The 16,752-nt window shown below is 70.9% G+C and carries 15 protein-coding genes and 1 pseudogene; 5 read left to right on the forward strand and 11 right to left on the reverse strand.

The window, feature by feature from the left end:
* Window positions 1-35 precede the first annotated feature (35 nt).
* Together BEK98_RS33625 and BEK98_RS33635 are read right to left on the reverse strand one after the other, a co-directional pair.
* Window positions 36-239 (reverse strand): hypothetical protein, encoded by a 204-nt coding sequence (locus tag BEK98_RS33625; RefSeq protein ID WP_067004905.1) that lies wholly within the window; start codon window positions 237-239, stop codon window positions 36-38.
* Between the two features lie 382 nt (window positions 240-621).
* A complete protein-coding gene (locus tag BEK98_RS33635; protein WP_094220523.1) occupies window positions 622-903 on the reverse strand; it encodes an acylphosphatase in 282 nt (93 codons plus the stop codon).
* Between the two features lie 187 nt (window positions 904-1,090).
* On the opposite strand from BEK98_RS33635, the gene BEK98_RS33640 reads away from it, so the two are divergent.
* Both BEK98_RS33640 and BEK98_RS33645 read left to right on the forward strand, forming a co-directional pair.
* Complete coding sequence (locus BEK98_RS33640; RefSeq protein WP_094220524.1) at window positions 1,091-2,215, forward strand: CAP domain-containing protein; 1,125 nt, start codon at window positions 1,091-1,093, stop codon at window positions 2,213-2,215.
* Window positions 2,216-2,779: 564 nt separating this feature from the next.
* Window positions 2,780-3,109, forward strand: coding sequence for a hypothetical protein (locus BEK98_RS33645; RefSeq protein WP_167444318.1), 330 nt, complete (start codon window positions 2,780-2,782; stop codon window positions 3,107-3,109).
* Between the two features lie 250 nt (window positions 3,110-3,359).
* Here the strand turns inward: BEK98_RS33645 and BEK98_RS33650 are convergent, their stop codons facing one another.
* On the reverse strand, window positions 3,360-3,944 hold the full coding sequence (locus BEK98_RS33650) for a flavodoxin family protein (RefSeq protein WP_094220526.1): 585 nt from the start codon (window positions 3,942-3,944) through the stop codon (window positions 3,360-3,362).
* A 105-nt stretch (window positions 3,945-4,049) separates the two neighbouring features.
* On the opposite strand from BEK98_RS33650, the gene BEK98_RS33655 reads away from it, so the two are divergent.
* A complete protein-coding gene (locus tag BEK98_RS33655; protein WP_094220527.1) occupies window positions 4,050-4,451 on the forward strand; it encodes a winged helix-turn-helix transcriptional regulator in 402 nt (133 codons plus the stop codon).
* Here the strand turns inward: BEK98_RS33655 and mutM are convergent.
* The 8 genes and pseudogenes from mutM to recG form a co-directional block, all read right to left on the reverse strand.
* Window positions 4,424-5,284 (reverse strand): bifunctional DNA-formamidopyrimidine glycosylase/DNA-(apurinic or apyrimidinic site) lyase, encoded by an 861-nt coding sequence (mutM, locus tag BEK98_RS33660; RefSeq protein WP_094220528.1) that lies wholly within the window; start codon window positions 5,282-5,284, stop codon window positions 4,424-4,426. The genes BEK98_RS33655 and mutM overlap by 28 nt on opposite strands.
* Window positions 5,285-5,369: 85 nt before the next feature.
* Complete coding sequence (rnc, locus tag BEK98_RS33665; protein ID WP_179851491.1) at window positions 5,370-6,194, reverse strand: ribonuclease III; 825 nt, start codon at window positions 6,192-6,194, stop codon at window positions 5,370-5,372.
* Window positions 6,195-6,202: 8 nt separating this feature from the next.
* Window positions 6,203-6,376 (reverse strand): 50S ribosomal protein L32, encoded by a 174-nt coding sequence (rpmF, locus tag BEK98_RS33670; protein WP_007493396.1) that lies wholly within the window; start codon window positions 6,374-6,376, stop codon window positions 6,203-6,205.
* Window positions 6,377-6,378: 2 nt separating this feature from the next.
* Complete coding sequence (locus BEK98_RS33675; RefSeq protein ID WP_094220530.1) at window positions 6,379-7,032, reverse strand: YceD family protein; 654 nt, start codon at window positions 7,030-7,032, stop codon at window positions 6,379-6,381.
* 132 nt (window positions 7,033-7,164) lie between these two features.
* Window positions 7,165-8,217, reverse strand: a complete 1,053-nt coding sequence (locus BEK98_RS33680) for a cell division initiation protein (RefSeq protein ID WP_094220531.1) — start codon at window positions 8,215-8,217, stop codon at window positions 7,165-7,167.
* Between the two features lie 73 nt (window positions 8,218-8,290).
* Window positions 8,291-8,800 carry a pantetheine-phosphate adenylyltransferase gene (coaD, locus tag BEK98_RS33685; protein WP_094220532.1) on the reverse strand — a complete coding sequence of 170 codons (510 nt, stop codon included), beginning with the start codon at window positions 8,798-8,800 and terminating at the stop codon, window positions 8,291-8,293.
* Window positions 8,797-9,387, reverse strand: a pseudogene (gene rsmD / locus BEK98_RS33690) (16S rRNA (guanine(966)-N(2))-methyltransferase RsmD); the annotation flags it as partial. The gene coaD and the pseudogene rsmD, both read right to left, overlap by 4 nt.
* Before the next feature lie 157 nt (window positions 9,388-9,544).
* The gene (recG, locus tag BEK98_RS33695; protein WP_094220534.1) at window positions 9,545-11,755 is read right to left on the reverse strand and encodes an ATP-dependent DNA helicase RecG; all 2,211 of its coding nucleotides are present in this window, start codon (window positions 11,753-11,755) and stop codon (window positions 9,545-9,547) included.
* Between the two features lie 215 nt (window positions 11,756-11,970).
* Between recG and BEK98_RS33700 the strand changes: the two genes are divergently transcribed.
* Both BEK98_RS33700 and BEK98_RS33705 read left to right on the forward strand, forming a co-directional pair.
* Window positions 11,971-13,800, forward strand: coding sequence for an HSP90 family protein (locus BEK98_RS33700; RefSeq protein ID WP_094220535.1), 1,830 nt, complete (start codon window positions 11,971-11,973; stop codon window positions 13,798-13,800).
* Window positions 13,797-16,742: a hypothetical protein gene (locus tag BEK98_RS33705; RefSeq protein ID WP_094220536.1), complete on the forward strand. Its 2,946-nt coding sequence runs from the start codon at window positions 13,797-13,799 to the stop codon at window positions 16,740-16,742. Before BEK98_RS33700 ends, BEK98_RS33705 begins: the two co-directional genes overlap by 4 nt.
* Window positions 16,743-16,752: the final 10 nt, after the last annotated feature.

Here is a 16,752-nt window from a genome sequence, read left to right on the forward strand (position 1 = left end):
CCGCTGCGACTGCTGTTGTGGAGCTGATGCAGCGATCAGGTGAGCGCAGGCTCCGCCTGGTGTGCGTCGATGCTCTCCATGATCCTGTCCTGAGAGGCGGCAGCCGTCAGCGCGTCGTTCTCCGCCTGGATCCGTCCGAGCTCGGACTCCAGGTCCTGGACACGCTGCTGCAGCCGTCGCATCTCGGCGAGGAGTCGAGGGTCGGAGCCGCCGACGTAACCGAGAAGCGCCTTTGCCATGATGGATGGTCCTCCACACTGAGTGACCGACCGATGCGGTGTGGGTCGTGAGGGATTCGCACCCGCGGTGCTTGACACACTCGAGTGTTGCTCTGCCGTTCTTACATGCCAAACAGCTAAGGTGCGCGGGGCTTTCAGCGTCTCACCAAAAAGTTTGACGGTCAACACGATCACGCCCTGTATTGGCGGGCAGACCCGGGGCGCGCGGCCTTCGAACGGCGGCGCTGCTGCTCCTGCGGGGCCCTCAGGGCGTGACGATCAGCTGTATCGCTGGAGCCTGCCATGCCGCGCTCTTCTTGGCAACCACCAGCCCATTTCTGCTTCGGGCATGTGCCCGGGGCAGATCGCCGCGGGCCGGCCTGCGGCTCTTTACAGAATCGGTTCAGCGGATGGCGAAGCCGTCGTAGCCGCCACGGGGTGTGTCCCAGATCTCGGTGACACCGTCCACGCGCCCGGGCGTGTCGCCGCCCCCCAGCCAGTCCAGCAGTCCCTCGCAACCCGGGCGCGGCCCCTCCGCGACCACTTGCACGCGGCCGTCGCCCAAATTGAGAGCAAAACCACTCAGACCGCCGATCTCCAGCGCCTTGGCCCGCGTGAACCAGCGAAAACCCACACCTTGGACGCGTCCTCGGACCCAGGCAACCAGTCGAACATCCTCGCTCATGGGTGCAACCTAACGGGCCAAAGTCGCTCGGAACACTTCCCCCCTCACCCGTATGGGGTACCGTCCCGACCCAATACATCTCATATGAAACTCACTCGATCGAGTGAGTCGGGTTGACCAGAGGTCAATCGCCACCGCGGCGCCGGGCGCCGGGTCGACCCCGCGAGACGAGGAAGAGGGCAAGGACATGGGACGCCACCGACGCTCCGCCGCCGGCCGCGCCGCCACGGGCCGCGCCACGGGGGTCACCCACACGAACCGCTCCGTCACGGGCGGCGAAGACCCACAGAACTCGTACGCGGGTGACCGCGCCCCCATGGGCATCGCGCCGTACCTGAACCCGGAGGCGTACGCCGAGACCACCGCCAGGAGCACGGCCTACCTGTACGCGACGGGCGGCGAGTCGTCGTCGGCCGCCTCCGGCGGGGACGGCTTCACTCCGGCCGGCGGTCCGTCCCGCGGCCACCGGCACAAGAAGAGGGTCGCGAAGCCGGTGCGCACGGGCCTGCTCGGGGTCTCGGCCGCCGTCGCCCTCGGCACGGTCGCGGTGGCCACGGGTGTGGTGCCCGGGCTGCAGAACTACCAGCTGGGCGGCAGTACGCACACCACCGGCGGCGACCGAATACCGGCCGCGGACTCCCCCAGCAACACGGCCACCGAGCAGGGCGGCACCTCGGGCAGCGCGGACAGCCCGACCGGCAGCTCGTCCCCCGAGACCCGGCCCGCGACATCGCCGACCCCGTCCGCCTCACCCTCCGCCTCCGCCTCCGCCGCCCCGACGAAGCAGCCGTCGAAGAAGCCGTCGCAGAAGCCGTCGCAGAAGCCATCACAGAAGCCGAAGCCGGCCGCCACGGCCACCAAGCCGAAGACCACCCCGTCGCGCAAGGCGACCAAGGCGCCGACGGCGTCCTCCGCGCCGGTGACGGTGTCGGCGCAGGCCGCCGCCGAGGCCGAGGTGCTGAAGCTCGTCAACGACGAGCGGGCGAAGGTCGGGTGCAGCGCACTCGCGGCGAACTCCTCGCTGACCAAGCTGGCCGAGGCGTTCAGCGACGACATGGCCGCCCGGAACTTCTTCGACCACACCGACCCGGACGGGGCCACCCCGTGGGACCGGGCGGCGAAGGCGGGCATCACCGACCTCGGCGGCGAGAACATAGCCCGCGGCCAGGCGGACGCGGCCGCCGTGATGGAGGCCTGGATGGCCAGCCCCGGCCACCGCGCCAACATCCTGAACTGCGACTTCAAGACCCTCGGAGTCGGCGTGCACTTCGGGCCGAGCGGCCCCTGGTGGACGCAGGACTTCGGTTACTGAGAGAGTCGCAGTTCAGAGCCCTAAGCATCTCCCTGGGCCGTCTCAGGGCCGTCATCCGAAGGGGCATCGCACCCGAAGACGCGTCAACGGCGGCCCGGGTACGGGTCTCACTCGAGCCAGTACTCGCCGAGTGCCTCGATGCCGTTGTCCCGTCCGGTCGGGACATCCACAGCCCGGAGATATTCAGACGGCTCGCACCCCATCGTGGTGTCGCCGACTCCGGAATCACTACGACGCCCTGCTACCGATCGACCGGATCGCCGCGCCCCGCATCGGATCCCCCGAACAGAGGCTCCCCGTCGTTACGGAAGCCATTGGGCCGTTCGAAGGAGTTGAGGCAGCGAGACATCCAAGCATGCCTTGCGCCTGAGCCCCTCTGCAGCATCGATGGCCCACACAAGGGAGAGTTACGGATATATCTGCACTTTGTAACGCGAATCCTTTCCTCGTTCTGGTGTCGCCGTGGAGGGCCACAGTGTGGGGCCTCGGCACCTAGCCGGGATTTCGGACAGCACGCCCGGCCCCTACCAGGGTCGGTGTGCACGAACGTGAGGTGACAGATTCATGTCTGTTTCTCGTACGACGGTCCGCCTGATCGCCACCTGTGTGGCTTCGGGCGCACTCGTCGGCGCGGCTGCCATGCCTGCCCTGGCCGCCGGGGCCGGCCATGACCGCGACAACGGGAGGGGCTACTCGCACAGCCACAGGAGCGACCACGACGGCCACTTCGGCGACCGGGACCGGAGCTGGCACCACGGCTGGGACAGCAATCGGGGCTGGCACCACGGCTGGGACAACGACCGGCGCTGGCACCACGGCTGGGACAACGACCGGGGCTGGCACCACGGCTGGGACCGGGACCGGGATTACGACCGCCCCTTCGGCCACCGCTAGCCCGCCCTGGAAGCTGTGCTGTGACGCGGGGGCCCAGACCCTCTGCCACCCGTCGTCATAGCCGGCACGGGCACTGAACCCAGCCGGAGGGCCGAAGACCGCTCCTTGCATCTTCGGCCCTCCGGCCACGTGTCGTACCGTGCGGTCGTCACCCTGATCACCCTCTGGTCGTCGGAGGGTGCTCAACGACGACCGACGCAGACCACCACCGACAGCTAAGTCGCAGGTAGCAGCGTTGGCGCGAAGCCGGTTACGCGGCGGCGCGGCCCAGTGCGAACACCTTCGCCGTTTCCGTCACCCGGCGGCCCAGGTGCTCGGCCGTGGCCACGTCGGCCTTGTGCACGGCGTCCGGGCCCTCGTCCACGTTGGTCTGGGCGGCCGCGCCGGCGAAGACGCCGAGGCGGTTGAGGTCGTGCTCGGAGCCCTCGCTGTTGTTCCAGCCGGGGTGCAGGCCGAGGTTGACCCAGTGCATGCCGTGCTGGGCGGCGAGGATCTGGAAGAACTGCAGGGTGTGCAGCTTGTCGCCGCTCTTGGAGCCGGAGTTGGTGAAGCCGGCCGCCAGCTTGTCCTTCCAGTCCTGCCCGAACCAGCGCTTGGAGGACGCCTCGGCGAAGACGTGGAAGGCGCCGGAGGCGGTGCCCATGTAGGTGGGCGAGCCGAAGACGATCGCGTCGGAGCGGTCCAGGGTCTCCCACTGCGCGTCGGTGATCTCGTCCACCTTGATCAGGTGCACCTCGGCACCGGCCTCGGCGGCACCGGCGCGGACAGCCTCAGCGAGCACGGCGGTGTGGCCGTAACCGGAGTGGTAGGCGATGGAAACGACAGGGGTGGTCATAGGTATCTCCTCGAAGGGCAGCCCAGAAGCAGTGACCTCAGGAAAGCACTAACTTGTGGTTAGTGCAACCTAGTGGTTAGCGCTGCCCTGGAGTACGCTTGTGATATGGACAGCACTCAGCAGCTCACCCCAGAGGACGACCTCGCGTACAACGTGTTCGCCAAGGCCTGCCCGTCTCGCGGCACGCTGGAGCACGTCACGGGCCGCTGGGGCGGACTGACGCTCGGCGCGCTGTACGAGGGCTCGCTGCGCTTCAACGAACTGCGCCGTCGCGTCGACGGCGTGAGCGAGAAGATGCTGTCCCAGACCCTGCACGCACTGGAGCGCGACGGCCTGGTGCACCGCGAGGCCCAGCCGACCAACCCGCCCCGCGTGGACTACGACCTGACTCCCCTGGGCCACCAGGTCGCCGAGCGGCTGCTCGCCCTCATCCACTGCGTGGAGGGCTCGATGGACGACGTCCTCGCGTCCCGTGCGCGTTACGACGAGACGCGCGGCGCCCTCTGACACTTCGGGCAGAAGTAGCTGGACCGGTTCATCCAGGGGCGGCGGCGCATGGGTGTGCCGCAGCGCTTGCAGGGCAGGCCCTCACGGCCGTACGCGTCCAGAGACCGGTCGAAGTAGCCCGACTCGCCGTTGACGTTGACGTACAGGCTGTCGAAGCTGGTGCCGCCCACGGCGAGGGCCGCGTTCATCACGTCCCGGACGTGGCCGAGGAGTTCGGCCGTGACCGGGCGGGTGAAGTTGGCCGTGGGGCGCTCGTAGTGGATGCGGGCGCGCCACAGGGCCTCGTCCGCGTAGATGTTGCCGACCCCGCTGATCAGCGACTGGTCCAGCAGGGCCCGCTTGATGGTGGTCCGCTTGCGGCGCAGGGCCAGATGGAAGGCCTCGTCGTCGAACAGCGGGTCGAGGGGGTCGCGGGCGATGTGCGCGATGACGTCGGGCAGGCCCTCGGGGGTGTTGTCGTGCAGCGACAGACCGCCGAAGGTGCGCTGGTCCACGAAGCGCAGTTCGGTGTCCAGGGAGTCGGCGAAGCGGACGCGGATGCGCAGATGCTTCTCGTCCGGCGCCTCGTGCGGCTGCACCAGCAGCTGGCCGCTCATCCCGAGGTGGGCGAGGACGGACTGGTTCGTCTCCTCCAGCGGCAGCCACAGGTACTTGCCGCGCCGGCTGGGCGTACCGATGTGGTGGCCCTTGAGCCGGTGCGCGAAGTCGTCGGCGCCCGCTATGTGCCGGCGCACGGCCCGCGGGTGCAGCACCTCGACATCGGCGACGGTGCGATGGGCGACCCACCGCGCAAGACCCCGCCGGACGACCTCGACCTCGGGCAACTCGGGCATCTGGACCCCCGTACGGACCGGTGGATGAACCGAGCGCCCGCCCGGAGACAGGCTTCGGACGGGCGCTCGGGTGGTGCTCTTGTGGTCAGGCGGTGGCGGACGACGTGTCGTCCTCGGCGGGCTCCTTGGCCGCCTTGGCTCGCTCGTCCGCCGCGGCCCGGATGGACCTCCAGGCGGACTCGGCGGCCTGCTGCTCCGCCTCCTTCTTGCTGCGGCCGGTGCCGGTGCCGTACGAGACGCCTCCGACGCGGGCGGCAGCAGTGAAGGTCTTCTCGTGGTCGGGGCCGGTCTCCGTGACCAGGTACTCGGGCACGCCGAGCCCCTCGATCGCGGTCAGCTCCTGGAGACTGGTCTTCCAGTCCAGGCCGGCTCCGAGGTTCGAGGACTTCTCGATGAGCGGGTCGAAGAGCCGGTGCACCAGCTCGGACGCCGCGTCGAGGCCCTGATCGAGATAGACCGCACCGATCACCGCTTCAAGGGTGTCGGCAAGGATGGACGCCTTGTCCCGGCCGCCCGTGCCCTCTTCACCCCGGCCGAGCCGGATGAAGGAGCCCAGGTCGAGGCCGCGACCCACTTCCGCCAGCGCACGCGAGTTGACCACCGCGGCCCGCAACTTGGCCAGCTGGCCTTCGGGCAGGTCGGGGTGGGTGCGGTACAGCGTGTCCGTGACGACGAGGCCGAGCACGGAGTCCCCGAGGAACTCCAGCCGCTCGTTCGTCGGCAGACCGCCGTTCTCGTACGCGTAGGAACGGTGGGTCAGCGCACGCACCAGAAGGGCGGACTCGAGCTGGTAGCCGAGCCGCCCTTCCAGAAGCGTGTGGGACGAGGCCGTGTTGTCCGCCTTCTTCTTGGCGGGTGCGTCCGCCTTGGCGTCTTCCGCCTTCTTGGGACTGGACACAGTGCCTCTCACCAGCCCGCTCAGACTTCGAGGACCTGGCGCTTGTTGTAGGTGCCGCAAGACGGGCACGCAATGTGCTGCAGCTTGGGCTCGTGGCAGCGCTCGCACGCAACCAGGGTGGGGACCGCAGCCTTCCACTGCGACCGGCGGTGGCGCGTGTTGCTGCGCGACATCTTCCGCTTCGGAACAGCCACGGCTACTTCTCCTGCTTCTCGTCGGCGGGCGCTGATCGAGGCACGCCGCCGCTCATCTCGTCCTTCTCGCCTGGTTCGAGCGAACCGGCGAGTCCCTGCAAAGCCGCCCAACGGATGTCGACGGCGTCGTGGTGGTGGTCCGGGTCGTCCAAGAGCCGCGCTCCGCACTCGGAGCACAGGCCGGGACAGTCGTCCTGGCACACCGGCTGCATCGGCAGTGCGAGCACCACCGCATCGCGCAGCAGAGGTTCGAGGTCGAAGAGTCCGTCCTCGAGGAAGAACCTGTCCTCGTCGTCCTCGGCGTCGTCGCCCGGTTCCGCGATCACACGGCCCCGGTCGTCGGCGTCAGGGTACGAGAACAGCTCCTGGAAGTCCGCTTCGAGCTCCAGCTCGACCGGCTCCAGACACCTTACGCACTCCCCCTCGGCCTGTGCACGGGCGGTGCCTGTGACGAGCACCCCTTCCATGACCGACTCGAGCCGGAGTTCGAGCTCGACCGGGGCGCCTTCCGGCACTCCGACGACTCCCTGGATACCGAGATCCACGGGGGCGTCGATCTCGCGGGTCAGGCGCTGCAGCGCGCCAGGACGCCGACCCAGCTCGTGCGTGTCGAACACGAGGGGGTTGCGGTGGTCGAGGCGGGCGTTGGGAGCCATTCCTGCTTTCGATCTTCAAACTCGGAGGGACGCCGCCCGTCGGTGTTCCCGGGCAGCGTTGATCGCGGACGTACGCGCGACCGAAGAGCCAGGATACTGGACCTTTCGCTCAGGGCCCAATCCGGTACCCGGCTACAGCCCCCGGCCCTGTTCGTACGCCCGCAGCTGCTCCGCGCTGATCATGCCCGTGTCGAAGAGGCTGGTCTCGTCGAGGGCGTAGCCCTGCTGGGGCTGGGGCTGCTGCTGGGGCTGCTGAGGCTCGTAGGCGGCCTGCTGGGCGTCGTAGCCCTGATAGGCGTAGGGATCGGCCTGCTGGTAGCCGTACGGGTCCTGCTGGGCGTAGTCGGGCTGCTGCGGGAAGCCCGCGTACGCGTCCGGCTGCTGCTGGTAGCCGTAGGCCGGCTGCGGCTCGTACGACGGCTGCGGCGGCTGCTGCTGGGGCTGTGCCGGGCGCTCGGCCGGGGTGTCGGCGATGGCCGCGAGGTCGGCGAGGTAGTCGGCGTCGCTGGAGTGCTGGAAGGTCGTGGTGTCGTCGGCGAGCGCGCCGAGGTCGTCCGAGGCGATCCGGCCGTGCAGCTTCTGCCGGCCGCGGCCCACGGCCTCCAGGGTCTTGGCGAGGACCGCCTCGAAGGCGCCCAGCTTGGTGTCGACGTAGGCGTCCGCGTTGTGGCGCAGGGTCTCCGGGTCCTGGCTGCGCTCGGGGGCGTCCTCGTCCTCGTAGCCGTTCTCGTCCAGGCCGGGCCCGGTGCCGAGGAGCTTCTCGCGGCCGCGGCCGACCGAGCCGAGGGTCTTGGTGAGGACGACCTCGAAGTTGGCGAGCTTGGAGTCGACGTAGTCGTCGGCCTCGGCGCGGACCTCCTCGGCCTCCGTGCGGGCCTCGGCGAGGATCCGGTCGGCCTCGGCCTGGGAGCGGCGGGCGATCTCGGTGTCGGAGATCAGCGAGCCGCGTTCGGCGTGCGCGTTCCCGATGATCCGCTCGGCCTCCTGACGGGCCTGCTCGACCATCTGCTCACGGTCGCCGATCAGCTCCTGCGCCTGCGCGAGGGAGCCGGGCAGGGCCTGGCGCACCTCTTCGAGCATCGCGAGCAGCTCGGCACGGTTGATCACGCACGAGGCCGACATGGGCATGGACCGGGCGCCGGAGACCGTGGAGACGATCTCGTCGAGCTTCTTCTGGACGTCCACCTGTGCTCGCCACTCTCTACAGCTGTGTTGGAGACGGACGGGACGACTCTAGTCCCCTCAGGCCTTGGCCCCATCAGGCCTTGCGGAGACGCTCGTTCAGGGCCCCGAGAACCTGGGGCGGCACCAGGTGGGAGACGTCTCCGCCCCAGGCCGCGACCTCCTTGACGAGCGAGGAGGACAGGAAGCTGTAGGTCGGGTTGGTCGGCACGAACAGCGTCTCGACGCCCGTGAGCCCCATGTTCATCTGGGCCATCTGGAGTTCGTAGTCGAAGTCGCTGACCGCGCGCAGGCCCTTGACGATGGCCGGGATGTCGCGCTGCTTGCAGTAGTCGACGAGGAGGCCGTGGAAGGCCTCGACGATCACGTTGCCGTATTCGGCGGTGACCTCGCGGATCAGCTCGATCCGCTCGTCGATCTCGAACAGGCCCTTCTTGGACTTGTTGATCATCACCGCGACGTAGACCTCGTCATACAGACGGGAAGCGCGGGCGATGATGTCGAGATGTCCGTTGGTGATCGGGTCGAACGACCCGGGACAGACGGCGCGGCGCACTTGTGATCCCTCGCTCTCCGGTCCGGTCATCGTGCGTCTTCGCACGTAGAGGCGGCGCGACCGTACCAAAACGTTCCCTCGCCGTAACGACGGGACCGGAGGGCCTCGAAACCGTCCGGCCAGCGGAATTCGCCGCCTCTGGTGCTGCGCTCCACGGTGACGAGGGCTTCGTCCGTGAGCCAGCCCTCCGAGCGGAGTGTGAGCAGGATCTCCCGAAGATCGTCGTCCGTGACGGCGTACGGGGGGTCCAGGAAGACGAGGTCGTACGGCTCCGCGGGAGGTGCCGTTCTGATGACCTGTTCCGCTTTGCCCGCTCTTACCTCGGCGCCGGGTAGGCCCAGGTTTTTCACGTTCTCGCGGACGATCTTCGCTGCGCGGGCGTCCGCTTCGACCAGGAGGGTGTGGCCGGCGCCTCGGGACAGGGCCTCAAGGCCTACGGCGCCTGAGCCGGCGTAGAGGTCCAGGACCCGTTCGCCGTCCAGGGGGCCGCCGAGGAGGGATTGCCAGGTGGAGAAGAGGCCCTCGCGTGCGCGGTCGGATGTCGGCCGGGTGCCTGTCCCTGGCGGGACGGCCAAACGGCGTCCGCCGGCTGCGCCGGCGATCACGCGGGTCATTTCGGGGTCCTTCTTCGTGGGCGGCTTTACGTGTCAGTTTGGCAGGCCGTACGGGGTGGGTGCCCGGGCGCCTTCGGCGGGTGCGGGTTCGTGGGCCTGGTCGCGCCCACGCGGCGGAGCCGCATATCGATACAGCCCCGCGCCCCTTGAGTACTCACCTCTAGCCCTTTTCCAAGTACTGCTCTCTCTCCTCGTCCACAAGGGCGTCCAGGGCCGTTCGTAGACCGGGGAGGTTGGTCAGCTCCGGGTCGGCCGCTACGACCTCCACCGCCTCCTCCCTCGCCTCCGCGATGACCTCCTCGTCCTCGATGACCGCCAGGACGCGGAGGCTGGTGCGGGCGCCGGACTGGGCCTGGCCCAGGACGTCGCCCTCGCGGCGTTGTTCGAGGTCGATGCGGGAGAGTTCGAAGCCGTCGAGGGTGGAGGCCACGGCGTTGAGGCGCTGGCGGGCCGCGCTGGCCTCGGGCATCTCGCTGACCAGGAGGCACAGGCCGGGGGCCGAGCCCCGGCCCACGCGGCCGCGGAGCTGGTGGAGCTGGGAGACGCCGAAGCGGTCGGCGTCCATGATCACCATGGCGGTGGCGTTGGGGACGTTGACGCCGACCTCGATGACCGTGGTGGCCACCAGGACGTCGGTCTCGCCGGCGGCGAAGCGGCGCATGACGGCGTCCTTGTCGTCGGGGTGCATACGGCCGTGGAGGACCTCGACCCCGAGGCCCTGGAGGGGGCCCTTGGCGAGCTGGTCGGCCACGTCGAGGACGGCGAGGGGCGGGCGCTTCTCGGCCTCGTCCTCGGGGGACTTCTTCGCCTTCTTGGGGTCGGCCGCCTCGTCGATGTCGTCTCCGATCCGCGGGCAGACGACGTACGCCTGATGGCCGTTGCCCACCTCCTCGCGCACCCGCTCCCAGGCGCGGGCCAGGAAGTGCGGTTTGTCGGCGGCGGGGACGACGTGGGTGGCGATCGGGGAGCGGCCGGCCGGGAGCTGGTCCAGGACGGAGGTCTCCAGGTCGCCGAAGACGGTCATCGCGACCGTGCGCGGGATGGGGGTGGCCGTCATGACGAGCAGGTGTGGGGGCTGCTTGCCCTTGCCGCGCAGGGCGTCGCGCTGCTCGACGCCGAAGCGGTGCTGTTCGTCGACGACCACCAGGCCGAGGTCGTGGAACTGGACCTTGTCCTCGATCAGGGCATGCGTGCCGATCACGATCCCCGCCTCACCGGTGACGAGGTCCAGCAGGGCCTGACGGCGGGCGGCCGCGCCCATGGAACCGGTCAGCAGCACGATCTTGGTGGAGTGCTCGGCGCCGCCCAGCATGCCGCCCTCGGCCAGCTCGCCCATCATCTCGACGACCGACCGGTGGTGCTGCTGGGCGAGCACCTCGGTGGGCGCGAGCATCGCGGCCTGGCCGCCCGTGTCGACGACGGCGAGCATGGCACGGAGGGCCACCATGGTCTTCCCACTGCCCACCTCCCCCTGGAGCAGCCGGTGCATCGGATGCTCGGTCGCCAGGTCGTCGAAGATCTCCTTGGAGACCTTCTGCTGGCCCTCGGTGAGGGTGAAGGGCAGGCGGTCGTCGAAGGCCGTGAGGATGCCGTCGGGCTTCGGGCTGCGCGGCACGGCCGGGAGTTGGGAGTCGGCGTAGCGGCGGCGGGCCAGGGCGACCTGGAGGACGAAGGCCTCGTCCCACTTCAGGCGGGAGCGGGCGTCGGCGATGTCGGCCTTGGTGTGCGGGCGGTGGATCTTGAGGAGGGCCTCGGGGAGGGTGACCAGGCCCCGCCCCTCCCGGAGGCCCGGCGGCAGCGGGTCGAGGGCCTCCTGGGCGCTGGGCAGCACCGTCTGGACGGCCTTGCCGATCTTCCAGGACTCCAGCTTGGCGGTGGCCGGGTAGATGGGGATCAGGGCGCCGGCCCAGGTCTCGACGGTCTCGTCTCTGTCGCCGCGCAGCAACTCGTAGGCGGGGTGGGCAAGTTGGAGGCGGCGGTTGAAGACGGAGACCTTGCCCGCGAACATCGCGCGCGTGCCCGGCAGCAGCTCCTTGTGGGGCTTGTGAACGCCGTTGCCGAAGAAGACCAGTTGGAGCCGGCCGCTGCCGTCCGTGATCGTCACTTCGAGGCGCTGGCCCTTGCCGCGCGGGGCCTTGGCAGAGGCGAAGGTGTGCAGGCGGGCGTCGGCGACCTGGGCGACCACCGTGACGTGCTCGTCCATGGGGAGGTCGGCGAGGTGGGTGAGCTGGCCGCGCTCCTCGTATCTGCGCGGGTAGTGGTGCAGGAGGTCGCCGACGGTGTGCAGGCCGAGGTGCTCGGCCATCACCTTCGCGGTGGCGGGGCCGAGCACCTTCTTCAGTGGTTCTTCCAGTGCGGGCACGAGATCCATTGCACACCACGGCACTGACAATGCCGAAGACGTCCCCTCGGGTCCCCGCCCTCGTGCCGTATGCGCAGGTGCCGTATACGTACCCGGAAGCCCTGGTCAGGGGTGCTGTTCCGGGCCTAGGATGGCCCGCTCCGGCCATCCCCCGCGGTCACCGCCCCACCCGGGACCGCCCGACCCCGCGCCGAACGCAGGCTCCCCCCACCGGCGCTGCGACGATGGACTCCCAGACCTCACAGTCATCCCAGGCATCCCAGTCACCTCATACGTTCCAGGTCGACCTGCGTGGTCTGGTGGACCTGCTCTCCCATCACCTCTACTCCAGTCCCAAGGTCTACCTGCGCGAGCTGCTGCAGAACGCCGTGGACGCCATCACCGCCCGCCGGGCCGAGTACCCGGACGCCCCGGCCCGGGTGCGTCTGCATGCCGCGGACGGCGCCCTGCGGGTGGAGGACAGCGGCATCGGGCTCACCGAGTCGGACGTGCACAGCCTGCTGGCGACGATCGGCCGCAGTTCCAAGCGGGCGGACGGCCTGCAGGAGGCCCGGTCCGACTTCCTCGGCCAGTTCGGCATCGGTCTGCTGGCCTGTTTCGTGGTGGCCGAGCGGATCCGGGTGGTCAGCCGCAGCGCCCGTACCCCCGAGGCCCCGCCCGTGGAGTGGACGGCCCGCGACGACGGCTCGTACACCGTACGGACGCTGCCCGACGCCGAGCGGCCCGAGCCCGGTACGACCGTGCACCTGGTGGCGCGGGCCGGCGCGGCCGAGTGGCTGTCGCCCGAGCGGGTCCGCACCCTGGCCCGGGACTTCGGCTCGCTGCTGCCGTACGACGTCCGGGTGGGCGAGGATTCGGTCACGGACCTCCCGGCGCCCTGGGACCGCGCCTACCCGAGTCCCGCCACGCGCAGGGTGGCGCTGGCCCGGCACTGCCACGAGCTGTTCGGTTTCACCCCGCTGGACTCGATCGACCTGGACGTGCCGGTGGCCGGTATCCGCGGGGTGGCGTACGTGCTGCCGTCGGCGGTCAGCCCGGCCCAGCGGGCCACGCACCGCGTGCACCTGAAGGGCATGCTGCTGACCGAGCGGGCCGAACAGCTGCTGCCCGACTGGGCGTTCTTCGTGCGCTGCGTCCTGGACACCGACAGCCTGCGGCCCACGGCCTCGCGGGAGTCGCTGTACGAGGACGAGACCCTGGCGGCCGTTCGGGAGGCGCTCGGGGAGCGGATCCGGTCCTGGCTCACGGGGCTCGCGGCCGGCGATCCGGAGCGGCTGGCCGCGTTTCTCGCCGTGCACCACCTGGGCGTGAAGTCGCTGGCCCGGCACGACGGCGACATGCTGCGCACGATGCTGCCGTGGCTGCCCTTCGAGACGACCGACGGGCAGCTGTCCCTGGAGGAGTTCGCGCAGCGGCACCCGGTGGTGCACTTCACCCGGACGGTCGAGGAGTACCGGCAGGTGGCGCCGATCGCCTCCGCGCAGGGCGTCGGAGTGGTCAACGGCGGTTACACGTACGACAGCGAGCTGGTCGAGGCGCTGCCGTCGGTGCGGCCGGGCACGGTGGTCGCCGAGCTGGACGCGGACACCGTGACCGCGCACCTGGACGCGGTGGACCCGGCCGAGGAGCTGGCGCTGTCCGGATTCCTGGCGGCCGCGCGCGCGAAGCTCGACCCGCTGGGCTGTGACGTCGTGCTGCGCGCCTTCCACCCGCTGTCCGTGCCCGCGCTGCACCTGGACGACCGGGCCGCCCGGCACGAGCAGGCGCGGGCCGAGGCCGAGGAGCAGGCCGACGACCTGTGGGCGGGCATCCTGGGCTCGCTGCGCGGCAGCGCCCCCCGCGCGCGTCTGGTGCTCAACCATCTCAACCCGCTGATCCGGCGGATCAGTTCGCTGAGGGATCCGGAACTGATCGGCACCGCCACCGAGTCGCTGTACGGGCAGGCGCTGCTGATGGCTCAGCGCCCTCTCAGGCCTGCGGACTCCGCGCTGCTGAACCGCGCGTTCATCGGCCTCCTGGAATGGGCCACACACGGGGAGGACGGTCACCGATGAGTGAGATCACGGACTTCGACGCGCTGCGCCGGGCGATGGCGGAGAACTCCGAGCAGCCGGAGGGTCCCGCACGCAACGCGCGCGCGGAGCAGCTGCTCGCCGAGGCCGAGAAGCTGAACATCCCGCTCGCCGTGATCGAGGCGCTCGGGCACCAGCTGAAGGTCTACAACTACAGCTCCGAGAAGGACCGGATGTTCGTCCCGTTCGCGCGGCTGCTGCGCCTGTGGGACGAACGGCCGGAGGACTTCGACGAGTACGAGGCGCACGGGCTGCACTGGGTCTTCAAGTGGGTGTCGGCGGGCATGCTGGACCAGCCGCACATCCCGCTCGCCTCGATCGAGAAGTGGCTCGGCGAGATGGAGCACCGCTACCGGCTCGCGGGGCACTCCGAACGGGCCGTGCGCAGCGCCGAGTTCAGTGTCGCCGCGCACGTCGGCGACCTGGAGCGCGCGGAGCGGGCGTACGGCGCCTGGCTGGCCGCGGACCGGGACCGGATGGCCGACTGCCACGCCTGCGAGCTGCACGGCCAGGGCGCCTGGCAGGTGAAGTGCGACCGGGACGCGGAGGCGCTGGAGTTGTGGCGGCCGGTGCTGGAGGGCGAGTACAGCTGCGCCCACGAGCCGCACACGGTCCTCGCTTCCTCGCTGACTCCCCTGCTGCGCCTGGGCCGCCTGGACGAGGCCCGGGCCCACCATCTGCGGGGTTTCCGCCTCGTACGCCCCATGGAGAGCATGCGGGGCGCCTACGCGGACCACGTGGAGTTCTGCGCGCTCACCGGCAACGAGGCGCGGGGTCTGGAGCTGCTCGCCGAGCGGCCGGCGTACTTCACGGACACCGGGCATCCGCGCAGCCGGCTGGACTTCATGGCCGTGGTGACGCTGCTGACGGACCGGCTGACCGGGCTGGGGCTCGGCGAGCGGCAGGTGCCGGGGCCTGCCGGACTCTCCTGGACGGCACGGGAACTGGCCGCCCACGCGCGCGCGGAGGCGCTGGAGCTGGCCGAGCGGTTCGACCGGCGCAACGGCACGTCGTACGTCGGCGACCGCGTCCGCGCGCGCATGGCCCAGCGCCCGCTGGTGGACCGGCTGCCGCTGGGCGTCCGTACGGTGCGCTCCGCGCCGCAGCCCGTGATCACGTCCCCGGCATCCGAGGCTCCCGAGGTTCCTGGGCAACCGGATCTGTCCGACCTGCTCACCGAGGCACGCCGGCTGTCCCGTACCCTGCAGCCGCACGCCCTGGAGGCGTGGGCGGCGGTCGCGCGGGCCGCCGAGGGGACCGAACTGGACCCCCGCGACCGCGCGGAGATCGCCGATCACGAGGCGATGTCCCAGGGGCCCGAGGGCATCGCCCTGTTCGATGAGGCTGCCGTGCTGTACGCGGAGGCGGGCGACCCCGGGGAGGCCCTGGCGGCACGCGCGCGTGGGGCGTACGTACGGGCGCTGACGGGTGAGGTGGACGCGGCCCTGACAACGGTCGCCGCACTGTACGACGAGGCACTCGCGCTGTACGCCGAGAACGCCACCGGAGTACGGCAGACGGCGTCGGTGGTGATGAGCCGGGCGCGGATCCTGATGCGGCGGGTGCACGAGGACGCCGAAGGCAGCTGGGACTCCGAGGGCACGGAGAGCCCGGACGTGCGGGCGGCGGCCGAGCGGGCCGTGCTGGAGGTGTTGGCGCTCGTCGACGGGCGGGCGGGCGGCGACGTCCGGTTGGCCGCGCGGGCCGCCGAGGCGCGGGCGATGCTCGCCGAGCTGGCCGCGGGGTCCGGGGACGTCGAGCGGACCGCTGAGCTGTTCCGGCAGGCCGCCGCGGAGTACGTGGGCGCCGGGCTGCCGTGGTTCGCGGTGGAGTACGAGGTGCAGGTCGCGGCGCTGGCGCACCAGCTCGGCGAGCCGGCCGAGGCCGAGCGGGCGCTGCGGGCCGCCCTGGAGCACGGCGCGCCGTACGTGGAACCCACGGGGCGGGCCCAGCTGCATCTCCAGCTCGCCGAGGTGCTCGGCGTCCGGGACGAGGCCGTGGAGGCGGCGGAGCACGCCCTGGAAGCCGCGCACTGGGCCGACGAGGCGGGCGAGAGCGCCGCGCTGGGCGCCTGGGCGCGGCACCAGCTGGGCGGCTTCCTGCTGCGCCAGGGGCGGTGCGCGGAGGCCGCCGAGGTGCTGGAGTCCGCGCTGCCCGACCTGTCCGCCGAGACGCACGGCGACGGAGCCGTCGTACAGGCGCAGTGGTGGCTCGGGGACTGTCTGAGCGAACTGGGCGAGCACCGGGCGGCCGCCGAACGCCGGCTGCAGGCGGCCGAGATCGCCCGGCACTGGCCCGAGCAGCAGGACCACGCCACGCTCGCCCACCTGGCGGCCGAGTCCCTGAGCAACGCGGGGCTGCTGGACGAGGCCGATCAGGCCTACGCGCGCGCGGGCGAGCTGTGGCGCTCGCTCGGCAACCCGCACTTCCTCGTCCGCTCGCTGCGCGCCCGCGCCTGGCTGGCGCTGCGCGGGGAGGCCGGAGCGGAGGGCGCGCGGGAGCTGATGACGGAGGCGGTGCGCGGGTGCGAGCGTGCGCTGGAGGACGCCGCGGATCCGGTGGCCCGGGAACAGCTCACCGCCGAACTCGGCAACACCCACCGCCAGTTCGGCGACCTGCTGGCCCGCTCGACGGCCGAGGGCGACGAGGACCGGGACGAGGTGATCCAGGGCGCGTTCGAGGCGGCGCTGACCCAGATGGACCGCGCGGCCGCGGTGTTCGGCGCGCTCGGCGCGGAGGGGCTGCACGGCCGTACCGGTGCGGAACTCGCCGCGGGCTGGCTGGAGGCCGACCTCGGCCGCCCCGCCGAGGCGGCGGCACGCGCGCGTGGCGTGCTCGCGGTCTACGAAGGCGCCGACGACGCGGACGAGACCGTCCAGGCACGGCGGGCGGAGGCGACGCAGATGCTCCAGCTGGAGCGGTGAGGCCGCGCCC

This window comes from Streptomyces diastatochromogenes (assembly GCF_002242805.1).
GTDB lineage: Bacteria > Actinomycetota > Actinomycetes > Streptomycetales > Streptomycetaceae > Streptomyces > Streptomyces diastatochromogenes.

Coding starts and splice junctions, on each gene's coding strand:
- coaD (WP_094220532.1), bottom strand. CDS start 8,800: ATGACCGGACCGGAGAGCGAGGGATCACAAGTGCGCCGCGCCGTCTGT.
- BEK98_RS33640 (WP_094220524.1), top strand. CDS start 1,091: ATGGGACGCCACCGACGCTCCGCCGCCGGCCGCGCCGCCACGGGCCGC.
- BEK98_RS33655 (WP_094220527.1), top strand. CDS start 4,050: ATGGACAGCACTCAGCAGCTCACCCCAGAGGACGACCTCGCGTACAAC.
- BEK98_RS33635 (WP_094220523.1), bottom strand. CDS start 903: ATGAGCGAGGATGTTCGACTGGTTGCCTGGGTCCGAGGACGCGTCCAA.
- BEK98_RS33650 (WP_094220526.1), bottom strand. CDS start 3,944: ATGACCACCCCTGTCGTTTCCATCGCCTACCACTCCGGTTACGGCCAC.
- BEK98_RS33625 (WP_067004905.1), bottom strand. CDS start 239: ATGGCAAAGGCGCTTCTCGGTTACGTCGGCGGCTCCGACCCTCGACTC.
- BEK98_RS33705 (WP_094220536.1), top strand. CDS start 13,797: ATGAGTGAGATCACGGACTTCGACGCGCTGCGCCGGGCGATGGCGGAG.
- mutM (WP_094220528.1), bottom strand. CDS start 5,284: ATGCCCGAGTTGCCCGAGGTCGAGGTCGTCCGGCGGGGTCTTGCGCGG.
- BEK98_RS33675 (WP_094220530.1), bottom strand. CDS start 7,032: ATGGCTCCCAACGCCCGCCTCGACCACCGCAACCCCCTCGTGTTCGAC.
- BEK98_RS33700 (WP_094220535.1), top strand. CDS start 11,971: ATGGACTCCCAGACCTCACAGTCATCCCAGGCATCCCAGTCACCTCAT.
- recG (WP_094220534.1), bottom strand. CDS start 11,755: ATGGATCTCGTGCCCGCACTGGAAGAACCACTGAAGAAGGTGCTCGGC.
- BEK98_RS33645 (WP_167444318.1), top strand. CDS start 2,780: ATGTCTGTTTCTCGTACGACGGTCCGCCTGATCGCCACCTGTGTGGCT.